The organism is Chryseobacterium ginsenosidimutans (genome assembly GCF_024807225.1).
Classification (GTDB): domain Bacteria; phylum Bacteroidota; class Bacteroidia; order Flavobacteriales; family Weeksellaceae; genus Chryseobacterium; species Chryseobacterium ginsenosidimutans.
In genome coordinates this window covers 1706906-1732077 of the sequence record NZ_JANUCO010000001.1, presented here as the reverse complement: position 1 = coordinate 1732077, position 25172 = coordinate 1706906, and the positions used below count along the sequence as shown (strand labels likewise).

Annotated in this window: 24 protein-coding genes and 1 pseudogene; 12 read left to right on the top strand and 13 right to left on the bottom strand. The window is 33.2% G+C overall.

Annotation, left to right across the window (positions count from 1 at the left end; all coding sequences use genetic code 11):
- Positions 1–335 precede the first annotated feature (335 nt).
- The 8 genes and pseudogenes from J3D55_RS08365 to J3D55_RS08330 all read right to left on the bottom strand — a co-directional run bounded on the left by J3D55_RS08365 (position 336) and on the right by J3D55_RS08330 (position 7873).
- Positions 336–1755 (bottom strand): annotated as a pseudogene (locus J3D55_RS08365) (L-serine ammonia-lyase).
- Positions 1756–1883: 128 nt separating this feature from the next.
- Positions 1884–3227, bottom strand: coding sequence for an ammonium transporter (locus tag J3D55_RS08360; RefSeq protein ID WP_259130312.1), 1344 nt, complete (start codon positions 3225–3227; stop codon positions 1884–1886).
- Between the two features lie 107 nt (positions 3228–3334).
- Positions 3335–3976, bottom strand: coding sequence for an alpha/beta hydrolase (locus tag J3D55_RS08355; protein ID WP_259130311.1), 642 nt, complete (start codon positions 3974–3976; stop codon positions 3335–3337).
- Positions 3977–4717: 741 nt separating this feature from the next.
- Complete coding sequence (locus J3D55_RS08350; protein WP_259130310.1) at positions 4718–5347, bottom strand: YceI family protein; 630 nt, start codon at positions 5345–5347, stop codon at positions 4718–4720.
- Positions 5348–5425: 78 nt separating this feature from the next.
- Positions 5426–5788: a YceI family protein gene (locus J3D55_RS08345; protein ID WP_259130309.1), complete on the bottom strand. Its 363-nt coding sequence runs from the start codon at positions 5786–5788 to the stop codon at positions 5426–5428.
- On the bottom strand, positions 5754–5993 hold the full coding sequence (locus J3D55_RS08340; RefSeq protein ID WP_259130308.1) for a hypothetical protein: 240 nt from the start codon (positions 5991–5993) through the stop codon (positions 5754–5756). Before J3D55_RS08340 ends, J3D55_RS08345 begins: the two co-directional genes overlap by 35 nt.
- Positions 5994–6145: 152 nt before the next feature.
- Complete coding sequence (locus J3D55_RS08335; protein ID WP_259130307.1) at positions 6146–7195, bottom strand: glucokinase; 1050 nt, start codon at positions 7193–7195, stop codon at positions 6146–6148.
- A 114-nt stretch (positions 7196–7309) separates the two neighbouring features.
- Entirely contained in the window at positions 7310–7873 is a 564-nt protein-coding gene (locus tag J3D55_RS08330) for a hypothetical protein (protein WP_259130306.1), read from the bottom strand.
- Positions 7874–8164: 291 nt separating this feature from the next.
- Between J3D55_RS08330 and J3D55_RS08325 the strand changes: the two genes are divergently transcribed.
- The 3 genes from J3D55_RS08325 (at position 8165) to J3D55_RS08315 (ending at position 10802) form a co-directional block, all read left to right on the top strand.
- Complete coding sequence (locus tag J3D55_RS08325; RefSeq protein ID WP_259130304.1) at positions 8165–9547, top strand: DUF1800 domain-containing protein; 1383 nt, start codon at positions 8165–8167, stop codon at positions 9545–9547.
- A gap of 69 nt (positions 9548–9616) precedes the next feature.
- Positions 9617–9907, top strand: a complete 291-nt coding sequence (locus J3D55_RS08320; protein WP_259130302.1) for a DUF1501 domain-containing protein — start codon at positions 9617–9619, stop codon at positions 9905–9907.
- Positions 9855–10802, top strand: a complete 948-nt coding sequence (locus J3D55_RS08315; protein ID WP_259130300.1) for a DUF1501 domain-containing protein — start codon at positions 9855–9857, stop codon at positions 10800–10802. The genes J3D55_RS08320 and J3D55_RS08315 overlap by 53 nt, the downstream gene beginning before the upstream one ends.
- Positions 10803–10964: 162 nt before the next feature.
- On the opposite strand, the gene J3D55_RS08310 is transcribed toward J3D55_RS08315, so the two are convergent.
- The 3 genes from J3D55_RS08310 to J3D55_RS08300 form a co-directional block, all read right to left on the bottom strand.
- The gene (locus tag J3D55_RS08310; protein WP_259130298.1) at positions 10965–11102 is read right to left on the bottom strand and encodes a hypothetical protein; all 138 of its coding nucleotides are present in this window, start codon (positions 11100–11102) and stop codon (positions 10965–10967) included.
- Positions 11103–11199: 97 nt separating this feature from the next.
- A complete protein-coding gene (locus J3D55_RS08305) occupies positions 11200–12219 on the bottom strand; it encodes a helix-turn-helix transcriptional regulator (RefSeq protein WP_259130297.1) in 1020 nt (339 codons plus the stop codon).
- A gap of 153 nt (positions 12220–12372) precedes the next feature.
- The gene (locus tag J3D55_RS08300; RefSeq protein WP_259130295.1) at positions 12373–12705 is read right to left on the bottom strand and encodes a HopJ type III effector protein; all 333 of its coding nucleotides are present in this window, start codon (positions 12703–12705) and stop codon (positions 12373–12375) included.
- Positions 12706–12802: 97 nt separating this feature from the next.
- Between J3D55_RS08300 and J3D55_RS08295 the strand changes: the two genes are divergently transcribed.
- The 4 genes from J3D55_RS08295 to J3D55_RS08280 all read left to right on the top strand — a co-directional run bounded on the left by J3D55_RS08295 (position 12803) and on the right by J3D55_RS08280 (position 17494).
- A complete protein-coding gene (locus J3D55_RS08295) occupies positions 12803–14185 on the top strand; it encodes an RtcB family protein (protein ID WP_259130294.1) in 1383 nt (460 codons plus the stop codon).
- A 208-nt stretch (positions 14186–14393) separates the two neighbouring features.
- Positions 14394–15140 carry a nucleotidyltransferase domain-containing protein gene (locus tag J3D55_RS08290; RefSeq protein ID WP_259130291.1) on the top strand — a complete coding sequence of 249 codons (747 nt, stop codon included), beginning with the start codon at positions 14394–14396 and terminating at the stop codon, positions 15138–15140.
- Positions 15141–15221: 81 nt separating this feature from the next.
- Positions 15222–17219 carry an ATP-dependent nuclease gene (locus tag J3D55_RS08285; protein WP_259130289.1) on the top strand — a complete coding sequence of 666 codons (1998 nt, stop codon included), beginning with the start codon at positions 15222–15224 and terminating at the stop codon, positions 17217–17219.
- On the top strand, positions 17204–17494 hold the full coding sequence (locus J3D55_RS08280) for an AAA family ATPase (RefSeq protein WP_259130287.1): 291 nt from the start codon (positions 17204–17206) through the stop codon (positions 17492–17494). The genes J3D55_RS08285 and J3D55_RS08280 overlap by 16 nt, the downstream gene beginning before the upstream one ends.
- Here the strand turns inward: J3D55_RS08280 and J3D55_RS08275 are convergent.
- A complete protein-coding gene (locus J3D55_RS08275) occupies positions 17491–18249 on the bottom strand; it encodes an IS5 family transposase (protein ID WP_259127825.1) in 759 nt (252 codons plus the stop codon). The two genes, J3D55_RS08280 and J3D55_RS08275, sit on opposite strands and share 4 nt — an antisense overlap.
- Before the next feature lie 70 nt (positions 18250–18319).
- Here J3D55_RS08275 and J3D55_RS08270 point away from each other — a divergent pair, with 70 nt between their 5' ends.
- Together J3D55_RS08270 and J3D55_RS08265 are read left to right on the top strand one after the other, a co-directional pair.
- Positions 18320–20125, top strand: coding sequence for a UvrD-helicase domain-containing protein (locus J3D55_RS08270; RefSeq protein ID WP_310467496.1), 1806 nt, complete (start codon positions 18320–18322; stop codon positions 20123–20125).
- Positions 20100–21155 carry a nucleotidyltransferase domain-containing protein gene (locus J3D55_RS08265; protein ID WP_259130285.1) on the top strand — a complete coding sequence of 352 codons (1056 nt, stop codon included), beginning with the start codon at positions 20100–20102 and terminating at the stop codon, positions 21153–21155. Before J3D55_RS08270 ends, J3D55_RS08265 begins: the two co-directional genes overlap by 26 nt.
- A 268-nt stretch (positions 21156–21423) precedes the next feature.
- Here J3D55_RS08265 and J3D55_RS08260 read toward each other — a convergent pair whose 3' ends face one another.
- Positions 21424–21858, bottom strand: a complete 435-nt coding sequence (locus J3D55_RS08260) for a cold shock domain-containing protein (RefSeq protein WP_259130284.1) — start codon at positions 21856–21858, stop codon at positions 21424–21426.
- Between the two features lie 430 nt (positions 21859–22288).
- On the opposite strand from J3D55_RS08260, the gene J3D55_RS08255 reads away from it, so the two are divergent.
- From J3D55_RS08255 to J3D55_RS08245, 3 genes are all read left to right on the top strand, one after another.
- Entirely contained in the window at positions 22289–22729 is a 441-nt protein-coding gene (locus J3D55_RS08255; protein WP_259130282.1) for a MarR family winged helix-turn-helix transcriptional regulator, read from the top strand.
- Positions 22730–22734: 5 nt separating this feature from the next.
- Complete coding sequence (locus J3D55_RS08250) at positions 22735–23331, top strand: carboxypeptidase-like regulatory domain-containing protein (protein WP_259130279.1); 597 nt, start codon at positions 22735–22737, stop codon at positions 23329–23331.
- 115 nt (positions 23332–23446) lie between these two features.
- Positions 23447–25153, top strand: a complete 1707-nt coding sequence (locus J3D55_RS08245; RefSeq protein WP_259130277.1) for an outer membrane beta-barrel family protein — start codon at positions 23447–23449, stop codon at positions 25151–25153.
- Positions 25154–25172: the final 19 nt, after the last annotated feature.

Genomic DNA, 25172 nt, shown 5'->3' with positions numbered 1-25172 from the left:
TTCTTTTTAACGCAAAGATTACATTTACATTCCGCATTATTTTTAGAAGGCAAAGGCAAATAAAATTTGCTTCGCGAAGCATGAAAACAGCGCTTCATCAAATCAACTTGTTGATTCATCTTTGCTCACTTAATATTAACTCTATTGAATTAAAGCTTTGCGTTAAAAAATGAACAGAGATTTTTAAAATGTTTGCTTTAGCTTACAATATAAAACCAGTATACATTTTTATTTCTAATCATTTTTTAGTCTTATTTCTATCAAAAAAGAATTTAATACTCAATAAAAAATCCTCAGTCGTTATTGATCTGAGGATTTCTCTTTTATGAATATCTTTAACATTCCGGTACATTCACCGCAATCGCCAATCCGCCTTCGGAAGTCTCTTTAAATCTGTCGCTCATCGAAAGCGCCGTTTCCCACATCGTCTGAATTACCTGATCTAAGCTTACTTTTGCTTTTGCAGGATCACTTTCCAACGCGATATTTGCTGCAGTAATTGCCTTTATGGCACCCATTGTATTTCTTTCGATACAAGGAATCTGAACCAATCCTTTGATCGGGTCACAAGTTAAGCCTAAGTGATGCTCCATAGCGATTTCTGCCGCCATTAAAACCTGACCGACACTTCCGCCAAGAATTTCTGTAAGACCGGCTGCAGCCATTGCCGATGAAACTCCGATTTCCGCCTGACAACCGCCCATTGCTGCAGAGATGGTTGCATTTTTTTTGAATAACGTTCCGATTTCGCCTGCTACCAACAAAAATCTTACGATGTCATCTTCACTCGTAAAATCTGTAAAAGCCTGAGAATACATTAAAACCGCGGGAATTACTCCACTTGCACCATTGGTGGGAGCTGTGATAATTCTTCCAAAAGCTGCATTTTCTTCATTAACAGCTAATGCGAAACAGGCAATCCATTTATTGATATTGGTAAAGTTTTCTTCGGCTTCAACAACCTGCTGAAACCATTGGTCTTTATTTTTATAGATTTTATCACCTAACAATTTTCTGTTCATTCCGGCTGCTCTTCGGGTAACGTTCAGACCACCGGGAAGAATTCCTTCTTTGTTGACACCTTTATAAATACATTCTTTAATTTGCTGCCAAATATAAAGCGCTTCCTTTCTCGTTTCTTCCTGCGTTCTCCAGCTTTCTTCATTAATTATAATTAAATCTGAAAACCTTTTAAAGCCGAATCTTTCGCAATATTTTACAATATCTGAACCGTGATGACAAGGGTAAAGTGTTCTCACACATTCTTTTTCAATAGAATTTTTCTCCTGACTTGCAATAAAACCTCCGCCCACAGAATAAAAATCCTGAATAAGCTCAGTTTCCGTCTTCAAAAACAGCTTTAAAGATCATTCCGTTGGGATGAAAATCAAGAGATTTTTTCATATTTAAAATCAAATGATGTCCGTAAACAAAAGGAATTTCTTTTTCTCCACCAAGATTAAGAATCTGCGTATTTTTTATTTTTTCTATTTTCTCATCAATCTTTGAAGTGTTGATCGTCTTAAAATCTTCACCATTCAAACCAAGCATTCCTGCAATATCAGTTCCGTGACCGATCCCTGTTTTTGCGAGCGAACCGAAAAACTCAAGGAAAACCTCTTTTACCTCAGCAATTGATCTTTCTCTTTTTATAATTCTGATAAATGCAGAGGCTGCATTCCACGGTCCCATTGTATGTGAACTCGACGGACCTATTCCTACCTTAATAATCTCAAAAACAGATATTGATTCCATAATAGAATATTCTTCATTTTTCCCTAAAGACAAAGATACACCTTAAATCTAAATGCAAAAGCCGGAGATGAAAAATCAACTCCGGCTTTCTAAATTAAAACTATATGAACACTTGTAGATATCTGCTTTTAACAAAGGCTTTCTTCATGCTGAGAAATGTCAAGTCCCAAATCCTCAGACTCTTCCGAAACCCGTAATGTGATAATTCTATTGGTAATTTTATATAAAAGTAATGACCCGAAAAAAGTAAATATGGAAACCAAAAGCAAGGCGATCATATGATGAGCAAACACCTCTAAACCACCGTGAAGAAGGCTTGCATTTTCGCCATGCGCAAAAATTGCTGTCAGAATCATTCCCATAATTCCGCCAACTCCGTGACAGGCAAAAACATCCAACGTATCATCGATTTTCTTTAAAGCTTTCCAGTTCATTACTACATTAGAAACAATAGCAGCAATAAAACCGATAAAAAGACTTTCTGCAATCGAAACAAAGCCACATGCGGGAGTAATAGCTACCAAACCGACAACCGCTCCGATACAAGCTCCCAAAGCGGAAACTTTTCTACCGTTTATCCTGTCAAAAAATATCCAGGTCATCATCGCTGAAGCTGAAGCTATCGTTGTTGTTCCAAATGCTATTGCTGCTGTTGCATTGGCGCTCAACGCAGACCCTGCATTAAAGCCAAACCAACCGAACCAAAGCATTCCTGTTCCTAGGATGACATAAGAAATATTCGAAGGTTCATGATGTGGCTTTTTTCTGTTTCCTACCACCAAAGCTCCTGCCAATGCTGCAAAACCGGCACTCATGTGAACAACTGTTCCGCCTGCGAAGTCTTTAACTCCGAAATATTTATTTAAAAGCCCATCCGGATGCCAAACCATATGACAAAGCGGTGTGTATATGAAAAGGCTGAAAAGCACCATGAATAAAAGGTAAGAGATGAAACGTACCCTTTCTGCAAATGAACCCGTAATTAAAGCCGGAGTAATCACCGCGAATTTCATCTGAAATAAGGCAAAAAGGATAAACGGAATCGTAGAAGCCATCGCTTTATGCGGCAATACTCCTACTCTGCTGAAAAACGGATAACTCAAAGGGTTTCCGATGATTCCGTAATGTTCTCCATCGATGGTAAAACCAATAGAATCGCCAAAAGATAGGGAAAAACCAATCACAACCCATAAAATGGAAATTACTCCTAAAGCAATGAAGCTTTGAAGCATGGTAGAAATCACATTTTTCTTCCCGACCATTCCGCCGTAGAAAAAGGATAAACCAGGCGTCATCAGGAGAACAAGACCTGCTGCAGCGAGAATCCAGGCTACATCTGCTCCTACAATTTTATCTTCGCTTAAAAACTCTCCGGTATTCGGAAAATCGACAATGGGACTCCAGAATAATCCACCAACTGCAACTAATGCGATGGTAGAAAATGAGACAATCCATTTTAATCCTACTTTCATAAAATTTATAACTTACCCCATCAAAAGTAAGAATAAATTTTTAAAAACAATAATTATTTTAAATAAACCCCTATTATTTTATATTAAATTTTAAAATAAATCAATTTTTAATCCAACAACCCCTTCAAAATACCAGATAATTCTTTAAATTTCATGATAGGAAATAAATGTGTCCCTCCTTTAATAACAAAATCCGGCTTGGAGTTTTTTATAGGAAACACAATATCTCTGTCGCCCAAAATCTGGATCACATCGGGGTTTTCATCAAATTTCCATTCGGATATTTTTTCAATAGACCATTTTAAATAATAAGGATCTCTTACCATGAAATATTGTAAAACCTTCGGATTTTTCGGGTCAAAGAATTTTCTGACAACAGAATATACGTTGGTAGTTCTTTCGTTGAAGAGCCGTATCGGTAATAGTTTAGGGATTCTTGTGATTTGTCCGGTTCTTATTAAGCGTGATTTTTCTTTGTCGGATTTTATACTTCCGAGGATCACGATTTTTTCGGCGGGTTTTAATTTATTTATTTCCTGAACCATTATTCCTCCAAAAGAATACCCTAGTAAGTAAAAAGGCTCTGAAGCATCAATTTTTTCCGCCATTCTGTTTACATATTGCGCGAATTCTTCATTCTGATCGGGAATCAGCCAATCAATAAAAACAATTTCATGATGTTCCGGAAACTGAATTTTTTCCAACACTTTAAAATCTGCACCGAGACCGCTTACTACATAAATTTTCATATTACTAAAATAAAAAAAAGTAGCTTTTCAAATACTGTATTTAGTAAATTTTTAATTATCGTTTTTGGAGATTTTTTTGTTATCTGAATTTTCTCTATATCGGTAGTAATACATACAAAATCAAAGGCCTCCCGTAGAAAGCCTTTGAAACACCAAATCACAAAATATTAATATGAAAAAAATTTACTTTTCAGTCAGGAAATAAATTTTGCTAACATCCTGAATCCGGATCTGGCAGCTGCAGATCTTTTTAGGCCAACAATTTGCTAACAAATAAAATTAATTTTTTAATACTTTTTAATCGTATTTTTTATTCTTATTTAGTTGTCCTCTTTTGAACAATACAAATCTACGGCAACGATAAAAGTTTCTTTGTAGTAGAAAATGGAAGTTCATGTAGTAAAATAACTACACGTATTAGTTAATAGAAAAGCCCTCAACACTTAGAAAGTGTTGAGGGCGTATATAAATTGCTGTTATTTCTATTATAAAGCTGTCGCAATATAAATTACCGTTTGCGTAATTTTCTTTAGGTTTTCACAAAAATATCTATAGGTTGGTAAATTTGTTATCATTAAAATTCTTAAATCTTCAAGGTTTTTGAAACCCTGAATGTTAATGTGAGGATTATGTATTAATAATCATTTTACTTGACGAAATGCAGATATTAAAATTTATTCAAAAAAAGAGCAACTTCACTGGGAAATTGCTCTTTTAATTTATCAAAAAAGATTGAGAATCTTATTTTTTCTTTTTCGCAGGAGTTCTGTTTTCGTTATCCAACACTGCTGTTGAAAGCTTGAACTGAATATCCATTTCGTTTTTGATGAAATAATCTTTCAATGAAGACTGATAGAATACTTTGAAATCTCTTCTGTTTAAAGAGAATTTAGCAGATTCGATCACTACTGTAAACTGAGTAATATAAACGTTTGCAGGGAAAGTGATCGTCTTTCTCACTCCTTTAATCGTAATATCTCCGTAAACCGTAGAGTTGAACTCACTGTTTGCCAAAGGAATAATTTTAGTTAAGTGGAATTTCGCAAGAGGGAATTTTTTAACCTCAAAGAAGTTGGTGCTTTTAAGGTCATCAGTTAATTTTACCTGATCTTCATCAGAAACGTCTCCCGCCATGATAGACTTCATGTCGATCACGAATTCACCGTCTACCAAAACTGTTTTATCGAAAGTGAATTTCCCACTTTTCAGCTTTACTGTTCCGGAATGCGACGAAGCAACCGTTTTTACAACCTTGTAACCCCACCATCTTACTTCTGATGATGTTACCTTTACCACTTTATCTCCTTTTTTCTGAGCAAAAACAAATGACATGCTTACACACACCATAGCAAACAATAGTAATCTTTTCATTCTTTTTTATTTACAATTCAACAAAAATAAAAAAAAGTGTAGAACTTCTACACTTTTAACAATCTTTTTTTGATTAAATTATTTTGCTGTCACTTTTACAAGCAAATCCATGTCATCTTTCACAAGAACATCTTGCATTGTAGATTTGTAAGCAACATCGAATTTTTGTCTGTCGATCGCAAATTTATTTGACATTAAACTAACTGCTCCGTTTGCATAAGAAATCTTAGCAGGGAAAGAAATTGCGTTAGTTTTTCCTTTTACTGTAAGGTTTCCTGTTACTAAAGAAGTATACACTTTATCGTTGTTTTTCTTTACTCCAGTAATTTTGAAAGTTGCAGTAGGGAATTTTTCAACCTCGAAGAAATCTCCATTCTTAAGGTGACCGTTTAATTTTTGTTGGTATTCACCTGTAAGATCTGTAGAAGTGATAGAGGTCATATCTAAAACGAAAGAAACCACCTACCAATTGGTTTCCTTTCATTACCATATCACCAGATTTTACTTTTACAGTACCTGTATGAGAACTTGCTTCAGATTTTGCAATCTTGTATCCCCACCACTGAACATCAGAACTAACTACTTTTTTTGATTGTCCGAATGCTAAACCACTAGCTAAAACTGCTAATAAAAATATTTTTTTCATTGAATAAAAAGTTATTTACTTGTTTGTTATTTACTGATGCAAATGTAAGTAACTTGTCTAATAGATTTCATTGATGTACATCAATAAAAACAATTATTTTTATAAATAATATCATCCAATAAAAAACTCCGAATTTCTTCGGAGTTTAAGTTTTAGTCTTGATAATAAGCGGTATAGAGTGCCGCTCCGTTCAATGCTGTATTTTTATTCTTAATCAGGTAGATTGGGATGTTTCTCAACATCTCTTCCATTTTATCGCTGATCTTATATTTTTCGTAGAATTTGTCTTTATTAATATATTCTCTGATTTCCTGAGGAATATCTCCTGCAATTAATAAACCTCCTGTCGCCTTTAGCTTTAAAGTAAGGTTATTAGCTTCTCTAGCCAAGAATTCAATGAAGGTATCCAATGCAATTTTACAGATCAGTACATCATCTTCTATGGCTGCCTTATAAATTTCCTGAAGAAAGTCTCCGTTTGTAAGTCTTTCCGATAGCCATTCTGGTTCAGGATGCCTTTTTACGTCTCTCAAGAATCTGTAAATATTGAATAAACCGCCTTTAGATAAAACATTCTCCCAACTTACAATTCCGTAGATGTTGTTTAAGAACTGATAGAATTCAACCTCAACATTGGTTCTCGGAGAAAATTCCGAATGACCTCCTTCTGTTGCAAATGGTCTTAAATATTTCCCGTCAAAGAAATATCCGGCTTCACCCAACCCATTTCCAGGTGCTAAGATCGCCACGTTTCCATTTTCAAGGTGACCGCTTGTGTAGATAGGATCCAGATCTGCATCTTCCAGAATTGCCATACCGTAAGCCGAAGCTTCCTGGTCATTAAGCATATCTATTCTTTCAAATTGAAAATCTCTTTTAAATTCTTCTACATCAAGACTCCAGCCTAATCTCGCAGGGTGACTTTTCCCGTTGATGACTGGTCCGGGAACTGCCATTCCCAATCTTTTCACATTCTCCAGTTGGTTATCCTGAATAAACTTTTTTAAAATATCTGCAAAAGAAGCATATTCTTTGGTAGGATAATTATGTTGGATTTTAATCTCAAGACCTCCGTTACTAGAAACAAAATAGCCTAAAGTTGTCATATCTTCGCGAAGGTTTGCACCAATGATAGATACATTATCATTGTTCCCGTTTTTTACTCCCGGTAAATAAAGTGGAAATTTTGGATTTAAAATCATAACCTCAAATTTTATCAAATATAATAATAGTTTTCGTAAATTTTCGTTAGAAATAAAAAACCTTCTCAAAAAACAGAAAAGGTTTGGCTAATAATTGCTTATATTTAAATCTAACTACTTCCCTAATGGAATATTGTAAGAAAATCCGACTCCAATGTTTCCCACATTATAGTCCTGATTAGGCAAATCGCCTTTGCTTCCTACAAAAACTTTCTGATATTGCACAAAGAAATTCCAGCTTTGGTTGTGATATCCGATCTCCGGTTTGATGTAGAAACCACCATCCGGTCTGTCGAGTGTAGAGTTTGTTGCTACTTTATCATCACCTACAAGGAAACCGTAACCGATATCAGTTCCGAAATAAAATCCCATCTGTTTCGGATAAATTCTAATCAAAGCACCTACAGGAACTACTCCTACATCATTATTATCATATCCGTTATTTTCTTTACCAAAATAATGAGTATATCCTGTTGCAATACCTAAACCGAAACCCGGAGTAATAAGGTTCTGATATGCCACATCTACACCTACTGCCATAGAAGTGTTGTCAGATGGAACTGCTAAACCTACATTTGCTCCCACCTTAATCATATTGTTCATCTGTGCGCTCTGTGCACTCAATGCTCCTGCAGTCAAAATGCCGGCAAATAAAATTGCTTGTTTAAACATTTTCATAACTCTTATTTTTTTAATTTTACTAAGCTGGAAGATGTAAAAATCGTGCCAAGGAAAGTCGTCTGTTTAATTTTAACATTGATTAAAATCACAAAATAATGAATATCAATTAATTAAATTTCGTTAAAATTTAAATAAATGTTTAAATAAATTCAGAATTGTAAAGAATCCATTTAAATCTGAAAGCTAATATATCGGCAAAAACCGACTGAAAACGGCAATATTAACAATTCTTAACCGTTATTAATTTAACCTTCCTCCACCAAAAACATCCAAAAACAAAGTAGTAACATGACAGCTTCATCACTCATCAATAATAAGCATCTTCTCTGGCGTGCAGGCTTTGGCGCAGGAATCAACCAGCTTGAAGATCTCAAAAATAAGGATAGCAAAACGTTGATTAATGATTTGTTTAAAGAAGAAACATTTCTTTACATTAATTACGATACGCCCGATATTGCAGAAACCGTTGATTACATGAATGACAAAGCTCCGGCTGAAAAGAAGAAGGAAATGCAGCGAATCAACCGGGAACAAAATGAAGAACTGAATCTTAATTTTCTCGACAAAATGGTCAACAGCAAAGAACAGTTAAGAGAAAAAATGGCGTTTTTCTGGCACGGACATTTTGCGTCGAGAGTGGTAAATCCGCGATTCAACAGGCAGATTTTAAATGTTATCCGAAAAAATGCGCTGGGAAATTTCAAAGATCTTTTATTTGAAGTGAGCCAAGCTCCTGCTATGTTGAACTTTTTAAATAATCAACAAAATAAAAAAGACCATCCCAATGAAAATTTCGCCCGTGAAGTCATGGAACTTTTCACGATGGGACGAGGAAATTACACCGAAAAAGACATCAGAGAAGGCGCAAGAGCTTTTACAGGGTGGGGTTACGATAAAGAAGGAAATTTTGTAGAAAGAAAAAAACTTCATGATGAAGGCACAAAAAATTTCCTCGGAAAAACAGGCAGTTTTACAGGAACTGATGCTTTAAATATTATTCTTGAGCAAAAAGCGACTGCAAAATTCATTACCACTAAAATTTACAAATTTTTCGTTAATGAAAATATAGATGAAGTCATTGTAAATAAGTTAAGTGATAGTTTTTACCAATCAAACTACGACATCAAAAAGCTCATGATGGATATTTTTTCAAGCTCATGGTTTTATGATCAAAAAAATATTGGCAACAGAATAAAATCACCGATTGAATTAATGGCAGGAATGATGAGAACGCTTCCTATGAACATTCAAAATCCGGAAAATCTTATCGTTTATCAGAAATTATTGGGGCAAATGTTGCTGTATCCACCCAATGTTGCGGGTTGGCCAAACGGAAAATCGTGGATCGATAGCTCCACTTTAATGTTGAGACTTCAAATTCCTCAGATCTGGTCGGGTTTACGTCCGCTCGATTATCGTCCGAAAGAAGATGATGATCTGGATATGGGAATGAAAAATAACACCAATACATTGACGAAAAGTTTTAAAAACCCCAATATTACGATCGATTGGGCTCGTGTGGAAAAGATATTTAGCGGAAAAAATGTTGAAGATTATTTAATTCAGAATTCAAAATCTTTGGATATGAGTTCGGTGAAAAATTTCTCCGACAACAGTGTGAAAATGAAGGTCATTAATCTAATGTCAACACCAGAATATCAGTTAATGTAGTTTTTAGGTCGCAGATTTTAGCCGATAGCTAACCTGCAACCTACAATCTTTACCCTAAAACCCAACTCTATGTTAATCAAAAGAAGAGACTTTCTAAAAATAAGTTCATTGGCTACAGCATCTTTATTGATGCCGAATTTTTTGAAAGCAATGACATTCGATGAAGCTTTAGAACCCAATCAAAAAATATTGATTGTGCTTCAATTCATAGGCGGAAATGATGGTTTGAACACGATCATTCCTACCCGAAACGACATCTATTTTAAAGAAAGAAACAAAATAGCCATCCAAAATTCTTTGCGACTGAATGACGAAACGGGCATCAATCCTGCTCTCTCCTATTTCAAAGAAACTGCATGATAACGGCGAACTTTCAATTTTGAATAATGTCGGTTATCCCAATCCCGACAAATCCCACTTCCGAAGCATGGATATTTGGCATTCTGCAAGTAAAAGCGACGAATATCTGGAAACCGGCTGGTTGGGAAGATTTTTGGATGAAGAATGTTACAAATGCGACCATCCGACTCAGGCTTTGGAAGTTGATGATATGCTGAGTTTAGCTTTAAAAGGTGAAAATAATAAAGCATTTGCCTTTAAAGATCCGAAAAGGCTGTATCAAACCAGTCAGGAAAAATATTTCAAATCGTTGTACGACCATCATCATGATGACGAAACGGTTTCTTATTTGTACCAGACTTTGGGTTCTACGATTAATAACGCTGATTATATTTTCGAAAAAAGTAAATCAAAAAAAACAGAGCAGACTTATCCGAATTCTCAGTTGGGAAAAGATTTTAAAACCGTTGCTTCTCTTATAAAATCTGACATTAATACAAGAGTTTATTACCTTTCTATCGGAAGTTTTGATACGCACGTCAATCAAAATGAAAGACAGCAAAAATTGTTCGGAGACATCAATGAAGCCGTAAAATCTTTCGTTGCCGATATGAAAAGCAACGGACTTTTTGAGGATATTTTGTTAATGACTTTCTCGGAATTCGGCAGAAGAGTTGCCCAAAATGCAAGCAACGGAACCGATCACGGAACGGCAAATCAAATGTTTTTCATCGGTGGCGGTTTGAAGAAAAAAGGACTTTTGAACCCGCTTCCGGATTTAACTAATCTGAATGAAGGAGATTTAATTTATACCGAAGATTTCAGGAAAGTCTACGCAACTGTTCTTAAAAACTGGCTGAAAGCTGATTCTTCTAAAGTTCTCGGTTGGAAAAATGGTATTTATGATTTTGTCTGATTTTTGGAATATTTAAAATTTTTTAACGCAAATATTTTATTCATTCAATTCTTTACTCCATAAAAATATACAGTAAAAAAATAAATCTTTGCTTCAAAAAAAACATAAAAAGAGACTGTTACAAATGAACAGTCTCTTTTCTATAATTTTAAACTAACTACTTTAGTTGGATGCAGGAAGTTGTTTTGGCTCAGTTTCCTGTTGTTTTTTATCCAGTTTTTCTGATATTTTCTTGACGATATATTCAACAACCAAAGGTGCTACGATGGCTATTACGGCTTTTAATATTCTAGATTTCATAATGTTTATTTTTATGAATTAATTATTACAATTTTCAAGCCATTTTATAATAGTGAATATTTTTAAGCCGATAGATAAAAAATCATCAATAAATTAATTAATCTTCATCCGGAATAATCAGATTTTCATAATTTTTCATTCCTGCTTTAAATTTTTCTTCAAGCCTTATTCTTAGTTTTCGTGGTTTATGGACAATCAAAGACTCGCCGAAACCCAATAAAAGTCTTTCCAGCTCGAAGTTTAACTGAACACAGATTTTAAACATCGTTCCTTCATTAGATTCGCTCACAATTTCTTGACTGTTATGTAAAGGCTTCGTTTTCACATACGGAGCATTGTAAGAATCTACAAAAAACACAATATTTCTCGGAGCCATTGTCGGAGAAACACTCACGCCAACAATATCTTTAAAATATTCGTCACCATCGAGATTCATATCAATATAATCAACCTTTTCTTCGATCTGAATGTTTTCCATTCTATCCAACGCCAAATTGTAAACATATTGTTTATTAGAACATATCAAAAACCAACGGTTATTAAACTCCTTCAACAATTGCGGATGAATAATATAAGAATCGGATTCTCTGGCTTTAAAACTTTTATAACCAATCTTTAATACTTTCTTGTTTAAAATCGCATCATACAGAATATCAATATATTCCAAGCCTTTCAGCTGCTCGTTTTTATCCAGATGAATAATCGATTTCTGGCTCGTCGCATGAATAGAATCCTCCAGTTTTTGAATCACTCCATTCATTTCCTTAAACATCGAAAAATCTTTGAATTGTTTTAAAATCTGCACCGCATTATTCATCGCTTTCAGGTCACTTTCATTCACCGAAATGTTATGAATACTGTAATCTGGGTCGCTGTATCGGTAATATTTTCTTTCGTAAACTTCAATCGGCGCTTCATACCCGAATTTTTCACTGCGCATATTCTGCAGATCGAGCTGTACCGTTCGTTTGCTGACAAAAGATTCCTTTCCTTCAAATTCAAACAAAGCTTCGGAACATTCATCAATTAAATCTTCCAAAGTGTATTGCCGATATTTATTTTTAAGACATTTATCTAGGGTTTTGTAGCGGATAAGGGCGTTTTTGTTGGATGACATGGTGTTGTGTTTTTTTAATATTTACATTTCATTTTTCAACAGCCACTTTGTCATTCCGTAGGAATCCAGACAATGTTTATACTAATTTAATCGCCTAGATTCCTACGGAATGACAAAATTGTGATTAGTTTGAAGCTTAGTTTCTAACGAAAATTATTTTCTCTTCAAAGCTTCACCCTTAAAAGAAATCCCGTCCCAACCGAACTCTATGAAGTTTCTGATATTTTGGTGATCCGTTCCTGCAGGATTTTTCAAGACATCTTCTCTGTAAAAATCTCCGAAAAGACTCAAAACCTCATCTTTAGACAAATCATTCAGCTTTCCAAAACTGAAAACTTTGCACGAACCGTTATTTTGGTCAGCTTCATTTACAGTATTTCCGTTGATGAATTTTGTTGGAGTAAAATCATAATGTTCATCAATAAATGCAATTACTTCTTTAAACTGAATTTCTTCCGCTGATTTTTCTAACTGTTCAAATAACATCTTATTTAATTTTTTTCAAAAATAATCAAAATAATTTCATCTACGCAAAATTATTGCGCAACAAGCCCATTACTTTGCATCAAGAAAATGAAAGAACATGGAATTTAACGGAAACAACTTAATAGAATTAGGATATAGATCGGCAAAATGGTTCAAAGAAGCGATTGAACATATCAACGAAAATAAATTAGATGAAAATCAAATCACAGCATATTTAGAACAATTCAAACAACCGGAATTGATTCCGCTTCATGAAACGCCCAAAGATTTTATCATCAACATCAGAGCGGAACACGAAAGTGAAAATGAAAACGTGGAAAAAGTAATCAACACGATGAAAGTTTTGATGAAAACGCCAACTTTAATTAATGGAGCAATCATGCCCGATGCTTGTCCTACAGGTCCGGTTGGTCAGATTCCCGTTGGTGGAGTTGTTGTGGCGAAAAATGCCATTCATCCGGGATTTCATAGCGCAGATATTTGTTGTTCAGTGATGTTGACAGATTTTGGAAAAGCTGATCCGAAAGACGTTTTGGATGCCGCACATTCAATCACGCATTTCGGATACGGAGGAAGACCGAGAGGTGAGCAAATGGAAATGTCTCAGGAATTAATGGATGCCTTCAGAGAAAATGATTTTTTAAATGATGAAAAATTAATCAGCATCGCCCGTTCTCATATGGGAACTCAAGGTGACGGAAACCATTTCTTATTTGTCGGAATTTCTAAAAATACAGGAAACACCATGTTGGTCACTCACCATGGATCGAGAGCTCCGGGAGCGGCTTTGTATGATAAAGGAATGAAAATCGCAAACAGATTCAGACTAGAAATTTCGCCTGAAACATTAAGAGAAAACGCATGGATTCCTTATGAAACCGAAGAAGGAAAATCGTATTGGGAAGCGTTGCAATTGATAAGAACATGGACAAAAGAAAACCATACTTCTATTCACGACGCGATTTTACATAAAATGGAAATCGAAAAACAGGATAGATATTGGAATGAACATAATTTCGTTTTCAAGGACGGGGATTTATTTTACCATGCAAAAGGAGCAACGCCTTTGGACGATAAATTTATGCCGGATATTACGGGACCAAGATTGATTCCGTTGAATATGTCGGAACCGGTTTTGATCGTTCAGGGAAAAACCAATGAGAGAAATCTAGGTTTTGCACCACACGGAGCCGGAAGAAATTTCAGCAGAACGCAGCATAAAAAATCGTTGGCTCATAAAACCATTGAGGAAGTTTTTGAAGAAGAAACTCAAGGATTGGATATCCGTTTTTTCTCGAATGAAATTGATATTTCTGAACTTCCAACCGCTTATAAAAGTGCCAAAAATGTAAGAGCTCAGATTGAAGAATACGGACTTTGTGAAGTGTTGGATGAAGTGATGCCTTACGGATGTATTATGGCGGGAGATGTGCAGAAAAATGCGCCTTGGAAGAAAAAGAAGAAGTTTAGAAAAGCATAGTTTGTTGTTGGATAAACGCAAAGGCGCAATTTATTTAACAACTGTATGCTTTAAGGCGCAAGGATTTTATCTTTGATAAAATTTCATCCTGTATATTTTGTCGAAAATCTCTGTCACACTGAGCAAAGTCGAAGTGTCTTGCGCCTTAAAAACACAATGAATTTAAAAACTTAGCGCCCTTTAGTTTAACCAAATAAAAAAATAAACAATGACACCAAAAATATTAGAAAAATTAAAAGAAATAGAAGGAGAAAGAAATATAGAAATACTTCTTGCCGTAGAATCCGGAAGCCGAGCTTGGGGTTTTGCGTCGCCTGACAGCGATTACGACATACGTTTCATATACCGACACGAAAAAGACTGGTATCTTTCACCGTGGGACAAAGATGAAACCATAGAATTCATGACCGAAGATGATCTTGATGGCTCCGGATGGGATCTGAGAAAGACTTTTAATCTCCTGTTAAAGTCCAATGCGGCTTTGTTGAGTTGGTTCTACTCTCCTATCGTTTATGTAAAAAATGAGAGATTTTATGACTTATTTAAACCTTTGGCAGATGAATGTTTTTCACCGATAGCGGTTTCTTATCACTATTTGAGCATGAGCAAAAAATATCTGGAAGCCTGCAGAAGTGATGACGTAAAATTGAAAAGTTATTTCTACTGCCTTCGAACAACATTGACCGGAAAATGGATCATAGAAAAAGGAACCGTTCCACCGGTTTTATTCAGTGAATTACTGGTTTTGGTTGATGATTTTACGAGAAACAAAATAGAAAATCTTGTTGCCTTAAAAGCTACAAAAGGAGAATCTTATTACCATTCAAATGATTGGGTACTTTTTGGAGTTTTGGAGGAGATGGTGAAGGATAATGAGGAAAGAGCGAAGAGTTTGAAAGGTGGGAATTCGGATAAGGTTGAGATGGAGAGGGTTTTTAGGGAAATATTGATGTAAATTAAAAAGTTACGGGAAGCCGTAATCTTTTTTTATGGATTGGGAATATATTTGTTAAATTTCATTTTTAAAACTAAAACCATGTATATAAGCAAAATCAGAATTAAAAATTTTCGATTACTAAAAGATACGACTCTTTTACTAGACGAAGATAAAAAACAAGAATTATCTCTATTGATTGGCAGAAATAACAGTGGAAAAACATCGTTTATAATGCTTTTTGATAAGTTTTATCGAAATGAAAATTATAAATTTAATTTCTATGATTTTTCCACATCATTAAGAGATAAAATTTTCAAAATAGATGAGAATACAGTTATTGAAGATTTATCTATTCAAATGATTCTTGAAATAAAATATGATATAAAAGATTCTTTAGAAAACATATCTGATTTTATTTTAGATTTAGACCCTACTACAAATGTTGTTAAAATTCTATTTGAATGTTCAATTGATAGAGATAAATTAATTAAAGATTTATTGCAGGTAACAAAAAATAGAGAAAAGTTTATTGAAAAGAATATTTCTGATTATTTAATTAATAAATATATTTATGTCTTTGAAAATGAAACTGACATAGAAGTTGCCAACAGAGATAAATTAGTTAAGAAAGATATTTCGTCAATCAGAAAATTAATTAATTTTCAAGTTATTCATGCAAAAAGGAATGTTTCAAGTTCTGAAACAACAGGAAATGGTAAAAGGGCTTTATCAGAAATGACTACTCAATATTTTAATAAGGAACATAAAGAATCATCTGCCGATTTCTTTGACATTAATGACGCAATATCTACAATGGATTCTACTTTAGATGAAAAGTATAGGACACACTTTGAACCATTTTTAGAAAATGCAAAAAAATTTCTTGATATAAAAGATTTAAGAGTAATTTCCGATTTAGAATCTAAACAATTATTTACCAATCATTCTAAAATTGTTTATGGTGACGGTTCCAATAATCTCCCTGAACATTTAAACGGTTTGGGTTATGTAAACATTCTTTATTTATTACTTCAAATTGAAGTCAAGAAAAAGTATTTTTTAGATGAAAAGAAAGATATTAATCTTTTATTTATTGAAGAACCTGAAGCGCATACTCATCCCCAAATGCAATATGTTTTTAGTCAAAAAATCCAAGAAATCATAAAGAAGATTAATAAAGAGGTTAACTTACAAACTTTTATATCCACACATTCTTCACACATAGTTTCTCAGTGTAATTTTTCTGACTTACGTTACTTTAAGTTCAAGGATGGAAATATTAATATTAAAAATTTCTACACTGATTTAGAGATTAAATATAAGGGTAAAGAAGAATACTTTAAATTTTTAAAACAATATTTAACTCTATATTCTTCTGAACTTTTCTTCGCTGAAAAAATTATTTTTATCGAAGGAACTACAGAAAAAATGTTATTACCATATTTTATTAGTCAATATGATGAATTAATTGTACCTCCGAAAAATAAAATTTCATCTCAAAACATTTCAATAATTGAAGTAGGAGCAAATTCAAAAGCATTTAAGCATTTTTTAGAGTTCTTAGAAATAAAAACTCTAATTATTACAGACATAGACTCAACAAAACTGATTACTAAACCTGCAACAAAAACTAAAAAAGCAAAATCAAGTTACGAAGCTTGTGCTGTTTCGGAAGGAGAGAACACAAGTAACTATTCTATCAGAGAGTTTTTAAACAGACCTGAAATTGGTTCTTCTGAATTTGAGAATTGGTTCGAGAAACTAAAATCTAACACACTACAAGATGATACACACCATATTAAAATTACTTATCAAATTGAAGAATTAGGATATCATGCTAGAAGCTTTGAAGATTCATTCATCAAATTGAATTTGAAAGAAATAGTTCATTATAAAAATAGAGGTATTCGTGGAATTCAAAATAAAGCAGTGCTTGTTGATTCAATGACAGATATTTATTCTTCAACTCAAAAAATTTTAAAGCCAAGTGGGAAATCAGATTTTGCTTCATCACTATTATATTTAGCGTTGATAGATAAAGTTGAATGGAAAGTACCATTATACATTAAAGAAGGATTAGAATGGATAGCAAATTAAAACCGATAGAAAATATTAAAAAGATTATTGATAATAATCAAGATCATGAAAAAGACTTTAATAATTTTGTTTTGCAAGGTGGAGCAGGAAGTGGAAAAACTGAATCGTTAAAACAAATTCTTGAATACATTACCGAAAATTATCCTGATAAAAAGGGAGTGTGTATTACACTAACAAATGTAGCAATTGACGAAATAAAAGCAAGAGTTGGAGATAAAAATAATTTTGTCGTATCTACTATACACTCTTTTTTAAATGACTTAGAGCCTGTTTAAATTTTATTAAGTAATAATTTTATAGCGGATAATTTGACCATATTTTCGGAAGTTTCCATTAGGAGTTCATAATTTCTGCATAGCCTTCTATCATTATCAAACCATGAAAAAGTACGTTCAACAATCCATCTTTTATGGAGTGGCTCAAATCCTTTTTCTTTTTTGTCACTCCGCATAACGATTTGAATGATATAGCCTAATTTAGTTTTTATTTCCTCAATAATACCCCCTCTGTAACCTCCGTCCGCTAAGATTACCTGAAGCGGAATTAGTAAATATCGCAATGTTTTCATCAGCAATAATGCCGCTTTACTGTCATGAATATTGGCTACACTTACCATTACGGCTAACAAAAACCCGTTTTTATCTACCACGACGTGTCTTTTGATTCCTTTTACTTTTTTGGCTCCGTCAAAGCCATTGAGTGAACGGTTATTTCCCCAACGAACACTCTGGCTGTCCATAATTCCTAAACTTGCCTGCGATTTCTGGCCTCTATCCCGACGTACTTTCTCTCTTAATTTTGATAATAATAAATCGAAAATCTCCAGATTTGACCATTTTGAATAATAGTAATAAACCAATTGCCATTTTGGAAAATCATGAGGCAAAAGTCTCCATTGGCAGCCTGTTTTTACCAAATAATTAATAGCATTCCAAATGATAATCAAATCATATTTTCGTTTTCTGTCATCAAAATCTAATGCTTTTTTTATAAATTGCCACTGAGTTTGGGTTAAGTCTGTTGGATACATTGAAGTTTTTTGTTTTGCAACTCTAAAATGACAATTTTTATTCAACTTCTTACCCTTACTCTTTTTTTTTATTAATTTTTTAAACAGGCTCTTAGTTAAAGACTACAAAAAAAATATTCATGAAATAATTTTTGAGATCTTTAAAGTTGAAAAAATTGTCAGAGATGAATTAGTTGCTGGTGAAGATGATAAAGATTATAAGAAAAATGAGCATGAAAAGTATAAGAAATTATATGGGAAATACTCCGGGAAATTATTTACTACAACTGGAGAAAAAACTACTAAAGTTACAGGTAAGAGAGAATATGATAAAGATCCACAAAAATTTAATACTGATCTAAACACAGAGGTTGATAAATTAAATCAAAAAATATTAGAAACAATTAAATCAATTGATTATAACAAAGTGAGATATAATGAAACACGTTATAATAATTTTAAAGAATTGTCTTTTGGGCATGATGAGTTATTACATATTGCTTCTTTACTTTTTAAAAATCATGAATTGTTAGGAAAAATTGTTAGCGATAAATTTGATTTTATATTAATTGACGAATATCAAGATACAAATGAAAAGATAGTTGACATTTTTTTAAATTCACTACCTAAAAATAATAAAACAACAATTGGTTTTTTTGGCGACTCTATGCAAGGAATTTATGACGATGGAATTGGAGATGTAGAACAAGAAATAAAAGAAAAGAAATTAGTTAAAATTGAAAAAGAAGATAATTTTAGATGTTCTAATAAAGTTATTGATTTTATTAATACAATTAGAAATGATGGTTTAAAACAAGAGTTAGCGCTAAAAGATTTAGAAATGGATGACGACAGAAACGGAAATGTAAAATTGTACTATTCGGTTTATGGTGAGAAGCCAAATGTCTTCAGTAGTGTTGAAGACAAAAACAAATACTTCGACGCTCTTAATAAATTAATAGTTCAAATTTCGACGGATAATCCTGGAGTAAAAAAATTAATGTTAACAAATAAATCCATTTCAACCGAATTAAATTTTAGCATACTTTATCAAATATTTAATGACAGATACACGGAAGTTAAAGAAGAAATTGAAAAAACATTAGAAAGGATTCAATTAATAGAGTTATATGAATTAAGTTCCGCATATAAAAATAAGAACTATAATTTTGTAGTTGCAAAATTAAAGAAATGTGGTTTCGAATTAAAATCTGTTAGGGATAAAGTAAGAATTAAAAGACTTTTCGATGCATTGCTAAATTCAGTTCAATCTATAAATAGGATTCTAGAATTTGCATTCAATAATAAGCTAATAAGCAAATCAGATTCATATAAACAGTATATTCATAATAAAAACACTTTTCTTGAAGATTTAAAATCAAATGAGAGGTTTAAGCAATTAGAAGCATTATATATTACTGGTGGAAATACATCAGTTAGAATGCTTGAAAAAGATGCGACAGTTTCAGAGGAAGAGTTTATTGAGTTTGATAAGAATCGTAAAAAAAAGAATTTCTACAACGAGTTATTCTCTGAAAAATTAAAATTTTCTGAAGTTTTAAATTATTATAACTATATAGATGAAAACATTATTTCAGATTACATAACAATGCACAAAACTAAAGGTTCTGGAATCGAAAACGTAATGGTAGTGATGGACGAATATTTTTGGAATAAGTACAATTTCAAATCAATTTACGATGTTGGTGAGAATGATTTAATGAAGAAATCAAAAAATCAAAAGCTTTTTTATGTTGCTTGTTCAAGAACGATTAAGAATTTGATTTGTGTTAGATTAGTTTCTGAAGAAGAAGAAGAAAAACAATTATTAGATTTTTTTAAAGGATTTGAAATTGAAAAAATAAATATAAATGACCATCCACACCCTAAAAAATAAAAACCTCCTCCTCCTCGAATCCATCTCCGGAAGCCGCTCTTTCGGGCTCGCTACGGAAAACTCAGACACAGACATTCGTGGAGTATATTATTTGCCGAAAGAAGATTTTTTTGGGTTAAACTATATTCCGCAGATTTCTAATGAGACGAATGATATTACGTATTACGAAATCGGGAGATTTGTGGAATTGTTACAGAAAAACAATCCGAATATTCTGGAAGTTTTGGTGAGTCCTGAAGATTGTATTCAGTATAAAAATCCGTTGATGGATTTGTTGAAACCAGAAGATTTTCTTTCCAAATTATGCAAAGATACATTTGCGGGTTACGCTATTTCACAAATTAAAAAAGCGAAAGGACTCAACAAAAAAATTCTGAATCCTATTGATAAGGAAAGAAAATCAATTCTTGATTTTTGCTATATTTTACAAAATAATGGTTCGATTCCGTTGAAAAAATGGCTTTCAGAAAACGGGAAAATTCAGAAAAAATGCGGTTTGGTAAGTATCGACAATACCAAAGGAATGTTTGCGCTTTTCTATGATGAATCGGGAGATTTGAAGTATAAAGGGATTATCCAGAATGAAGAAGCGAATCAGGTTTCTGTTTCGTCTGTCCCGAAAGAGGAAAAATCTATTGCGTATTTGTTTTGTAATCTCGACGCCTATTCTACGTATTGCAAAGATTATCGTGAATATTGGAAGTGGGTTTCCGAGCGGAATGACGACCGTTACAACGTCAATAAAAACCACGGACAAAACTACGACAGCAAAAATATGATGCACACGATTCGTTTATTACAATCATGTGAGCAGATTTTTAAAACCGGTTCATTGAACATCCGTGTAGAAAACAGAGATGAATTATTGGATATTAAAGCCGGAAACTGGTCGTATGAAGCCGTGATGGATAAAGCAGAAAGTCTGATAAAATCTATTGAATATTATCATTCTGTTTCCCAACTTCCCGATCAGCCGGATTTGCAGAAAACAACTAAAATTTTAATTGAAATAAGAGAGAAACTTTATTAATGAACTTTACCGCAAAAGCGACAAAAAGATTAACACATCGGTTATTTAAGTTTATTATTAAACATCAAAATAAGAACACAATAGTTTTTAAAAATCTTTGATTTTTGCTCTTTTATTACCTTTTGTTTTCTCAATAAGTAAATAATATCACATCAATAATAGCTTTTGCTTCTTTTGCGGTTAAGTTTTTATTTGTCTAAACAGCTTTGATATAAAAAAATAAAAGAGCTTCGATGGAAGCTCTTTTTATCTAAATATTGTTGTGTAATTATCTTACAAGCTTAATATCAACTGCAGAAAAACCTTTTGGAGATCTTTCTTTTTCGAATGAAACTTTGTTACCTTTTTTCACAAGTTCTGTACAGTTGTTGCTGTGGAAAAATACATTTTCCTTGCTTTTATCTTCTGTAATAAACCCGTAACCTTTTTCACTGAAAAATGTGATGATACCCGTTTTTCTTATTTCTTCTGCTTCGATAGGAGCTGCACCCAACTGAATATTATTGATGTCAAATTCCTCAACATTACTGTTATCAGGTGGTGTAGTAGTCAATTGACCATTTGCGTCTACATACATAAACATTTCGTCAAGAGCTTTTCCTTTGTTATTGCTCGTCTTACGTTCTTCACGTTTCAGAGCTTTTTCTTTTGCTTTTTGAACTTTTTTCTTGAAATTTTCTTTTTTAGAGAAAGAATCCGCCATATATTTCTTTGTATTAATTTCTACTTTTTATTTTTTATTAATCCTTCACGATCAGTAAGTTAACAACCATTTCGGTAATTGTTCTTAGCTTAAAGCTATAATTAATAAATACTATTAAAGGTTTTCTGAGTGCTTTTATTAATGTGAATGCCATTCATTTAAAGAATCGGCAAATAAAAAATTGAAACGGAAATAAATAAAATGTTCTAAACTATCACAAGAAGTTAAAGACAGAAATTTCTTTTAATAAGTAAGCAAAGATACGAAATATAAGCTTATAAAACAAATTTGTTACAATTCAAATCCCTGAATTTCAATTTATTTTATTTTTTTCTTTCTCAAGATGTAACAAAATAAAAATCTCAGCAACAAATTAATTGATATATCAATAATTGATAAGTCATATTTAAATCAATAAAAACTTAATACTATGGAAAAGTTAGACTCAATCATATTTTACAACATCGATAAGGCGATAAGATCTTACAGAAACTACGCGCAAAGACAATTAAAAGCGAATGATTTTACGATCACGATTGATCAATGGCTCATTATTAAAGCTATTTTAGAAAATCCCGGAATTACACAAAACGAAATCGGCGATCTTGTTTTTAAAGACAATGCTTCTGTCACGAGAATAATAGATTTGTTGGTAAAATCTGAATATATCATTAGAAATACCAATCCCGAAGACCGCAGAAAAACCAATCTTGAAGTCACGGAAACCGGAAAAGAAACCATTCATAAAGTACAGACTCTTGTGGAAGACAACAGAAAAACCGCTCTGAAAGACGTCTCAAAAGAAGAACTGGAAATCATGAATTCCGCATTACTTAAAATATCAAAAAACTGTCTTAACCTTAAAAAATAAACGCAATGGAAAGGATATTTTTATTCATTTTGGCTTTGGTTATTTCAATTCTAGGTCTTTTGAAAGCCCAAAACACACAGCAATTTTCTCTTTCGGGGAAAGTAGATGCTGAGAAAGTAAATCAGATGGAAATTAATTTATTCAATGCTGAGAACAAATTAGTGAAAACCGAGATTACGGATTCTAAAGGAAATTTCAATTTTAGCGATCTTACTTCCGGAAATTATTCATTAAAAATCAATAAAAACGGAGCAGAAACTTATAAATCTGAAAACATTGCATTAACCGAAAACACTACCCTTCCGTCGATTTCATTGAACGAAAAAGTGATTGAAGGAGTAACCATTACAAAAGCAAAACCGTATATCGAAAGACAGGACGGCAAAATGATCCTGAACGTCGAAAACAGCATTGCAAGTACCGGAAATTCGGCGTTTGAAGTCCTGGAAAAAGCTCCCGGAGTGAAAATTGACAATAACGACAATATCAGTCTTCGCGGAAAAGGAAATCTTCTCGTGCAGATAGACGGAAAAAACACACCGATGAGCGGAAACCGATCTTGCGAATTATCTTCGCGGCATTCCGTCTGCAAGTCTGGATAAAATAGAATTTATTACCAATCCTTCTTCAAAATATGATGCTGCAGGAACTTCTATTATTAATATTAAACTTAAAAAAGACCAACGGAAAGGCACCAACGGAAGTATTTCCACCGCTTTGGGAACAGGAAGATTTGTTAAAAACAATAATAGTTTCAGCATCAATCATCGAAATAAAAACATCAATGTTTTTGCGAATTACAGCTTTGCTTACAGAGAATTTTTCAATCATCTGATGCTCGACAGAAATTTTTATGATGCAAATAATACCTTCGAAAAAGCTTATATCCAAGACAATTTCCTTAAAATGAATTTCCGCAACCACATCGCCAAAGTCGGAATGGATTATTACATGAACGATAAAAATGTATTGGGATTTTCCGTAGGTTTTATCAGCAACAGATTTGATCCGAAAGGTGACAATTCGAGTACCATTTTGGGTTCAGATTATCTTCCGACAGGAACTTTCACCACACAAAACCGTTCCAGAGATCATTGGAAAAACGCTTCATTTAATGTAAATCATAAATATACAATCGACTCTTTAGGTTCTGAACTGACCACCGATTTTGACTACATCAATTATTCAAATACTTCTTTGCAAAATTTTGAAACAAGAAATTACAATATTGCAGGAAACCTCGATCAATTGGATATTCTGAAAGGCGATATTGGTGGAAATCTCAATATTTACTCCTTAAAATCTGATCTTACGAAAGCTTTTAAAAATAATTGGAAACTGGAAGCCGGAGTGAAAACAAGCTTCGTAAAAGCAGATAATGATTTACAATTTTTCGACGCCAGTTCTGGAACTCCGGAAATTGATAAAGATAAAACCAATCATTTTATATACGAAGAAAACATCAATGCCGCGTATGGAAATGTTTCTAAAAAATGGAAAAAATTCAGCACCAATTTTGGGTTGAGGGTTGAAAATACGAACGTTACGGGAACTCAGATGACCACCAATCAGATCAATAAAAAGAATTACACCCAATTGTTTCCAAGTGCCGTATTTTCTTATGATGTGACGGATAAAAGCAATCTGGAAATCAATTTCAGCAGAAGAATTACAAGACCGAGCTATAATCAACTGAATCCTTTCAAATTTTATCTTGATCCGACAACCTACAAAGCAGGAAACCCGGAACTGAATCCGCAAACCACGATGAATTATGAGCTGACTTATAGTTTAGGCAACAAATATTTTGCGACTTTGAGCTATTCTAAAACATCAAACAACATTACAGACGTGATAAAACCTGTGATTGAAGGCGGAAATAATATCACCGTTCAGACGAATGAAAATTTGAGCTCTGCTTCTTATTTCGGGCTAAATCTTATCGCTCCTTTTAAAATGACAAAATGGTGGGATATGAACAACAGCGCCAATTTTTACTACGGATCTTACACCGGAAATGTTTCAGGAACGCAAATTAACAACAAAGGAAATTTCACATTTTCTCTGAACAGCATTAATTCTTTCAAGCTAGGAAACGGTTTCACGGCTGAACTTACAGGAAATTATCAGGCAAGAGAAATCTATGCTTATATGGATGTGCAGCCCAATTGGTATCTGAACATCGGTGCTCAGAAGAAATTCAAAAATACAAGCAGTTTGAAACTGGCTTTTAATGACATCTTTTTTACAAGCAACCCGAAAGCGCGTACAACTTTCAACAGTTATGTAGAAAACTTCGTCGTAGAAAGAGATACACGAGTAATTACCCTTTCTTATACCTATAATTTCGGTTCAGGAAAATCCGGACAGCCAAGAAAAACAGGCGGTGCAGATGATTTGAAGCAGAGAATTGGAAACGGATAATTTTATAGTAAAACTAAAC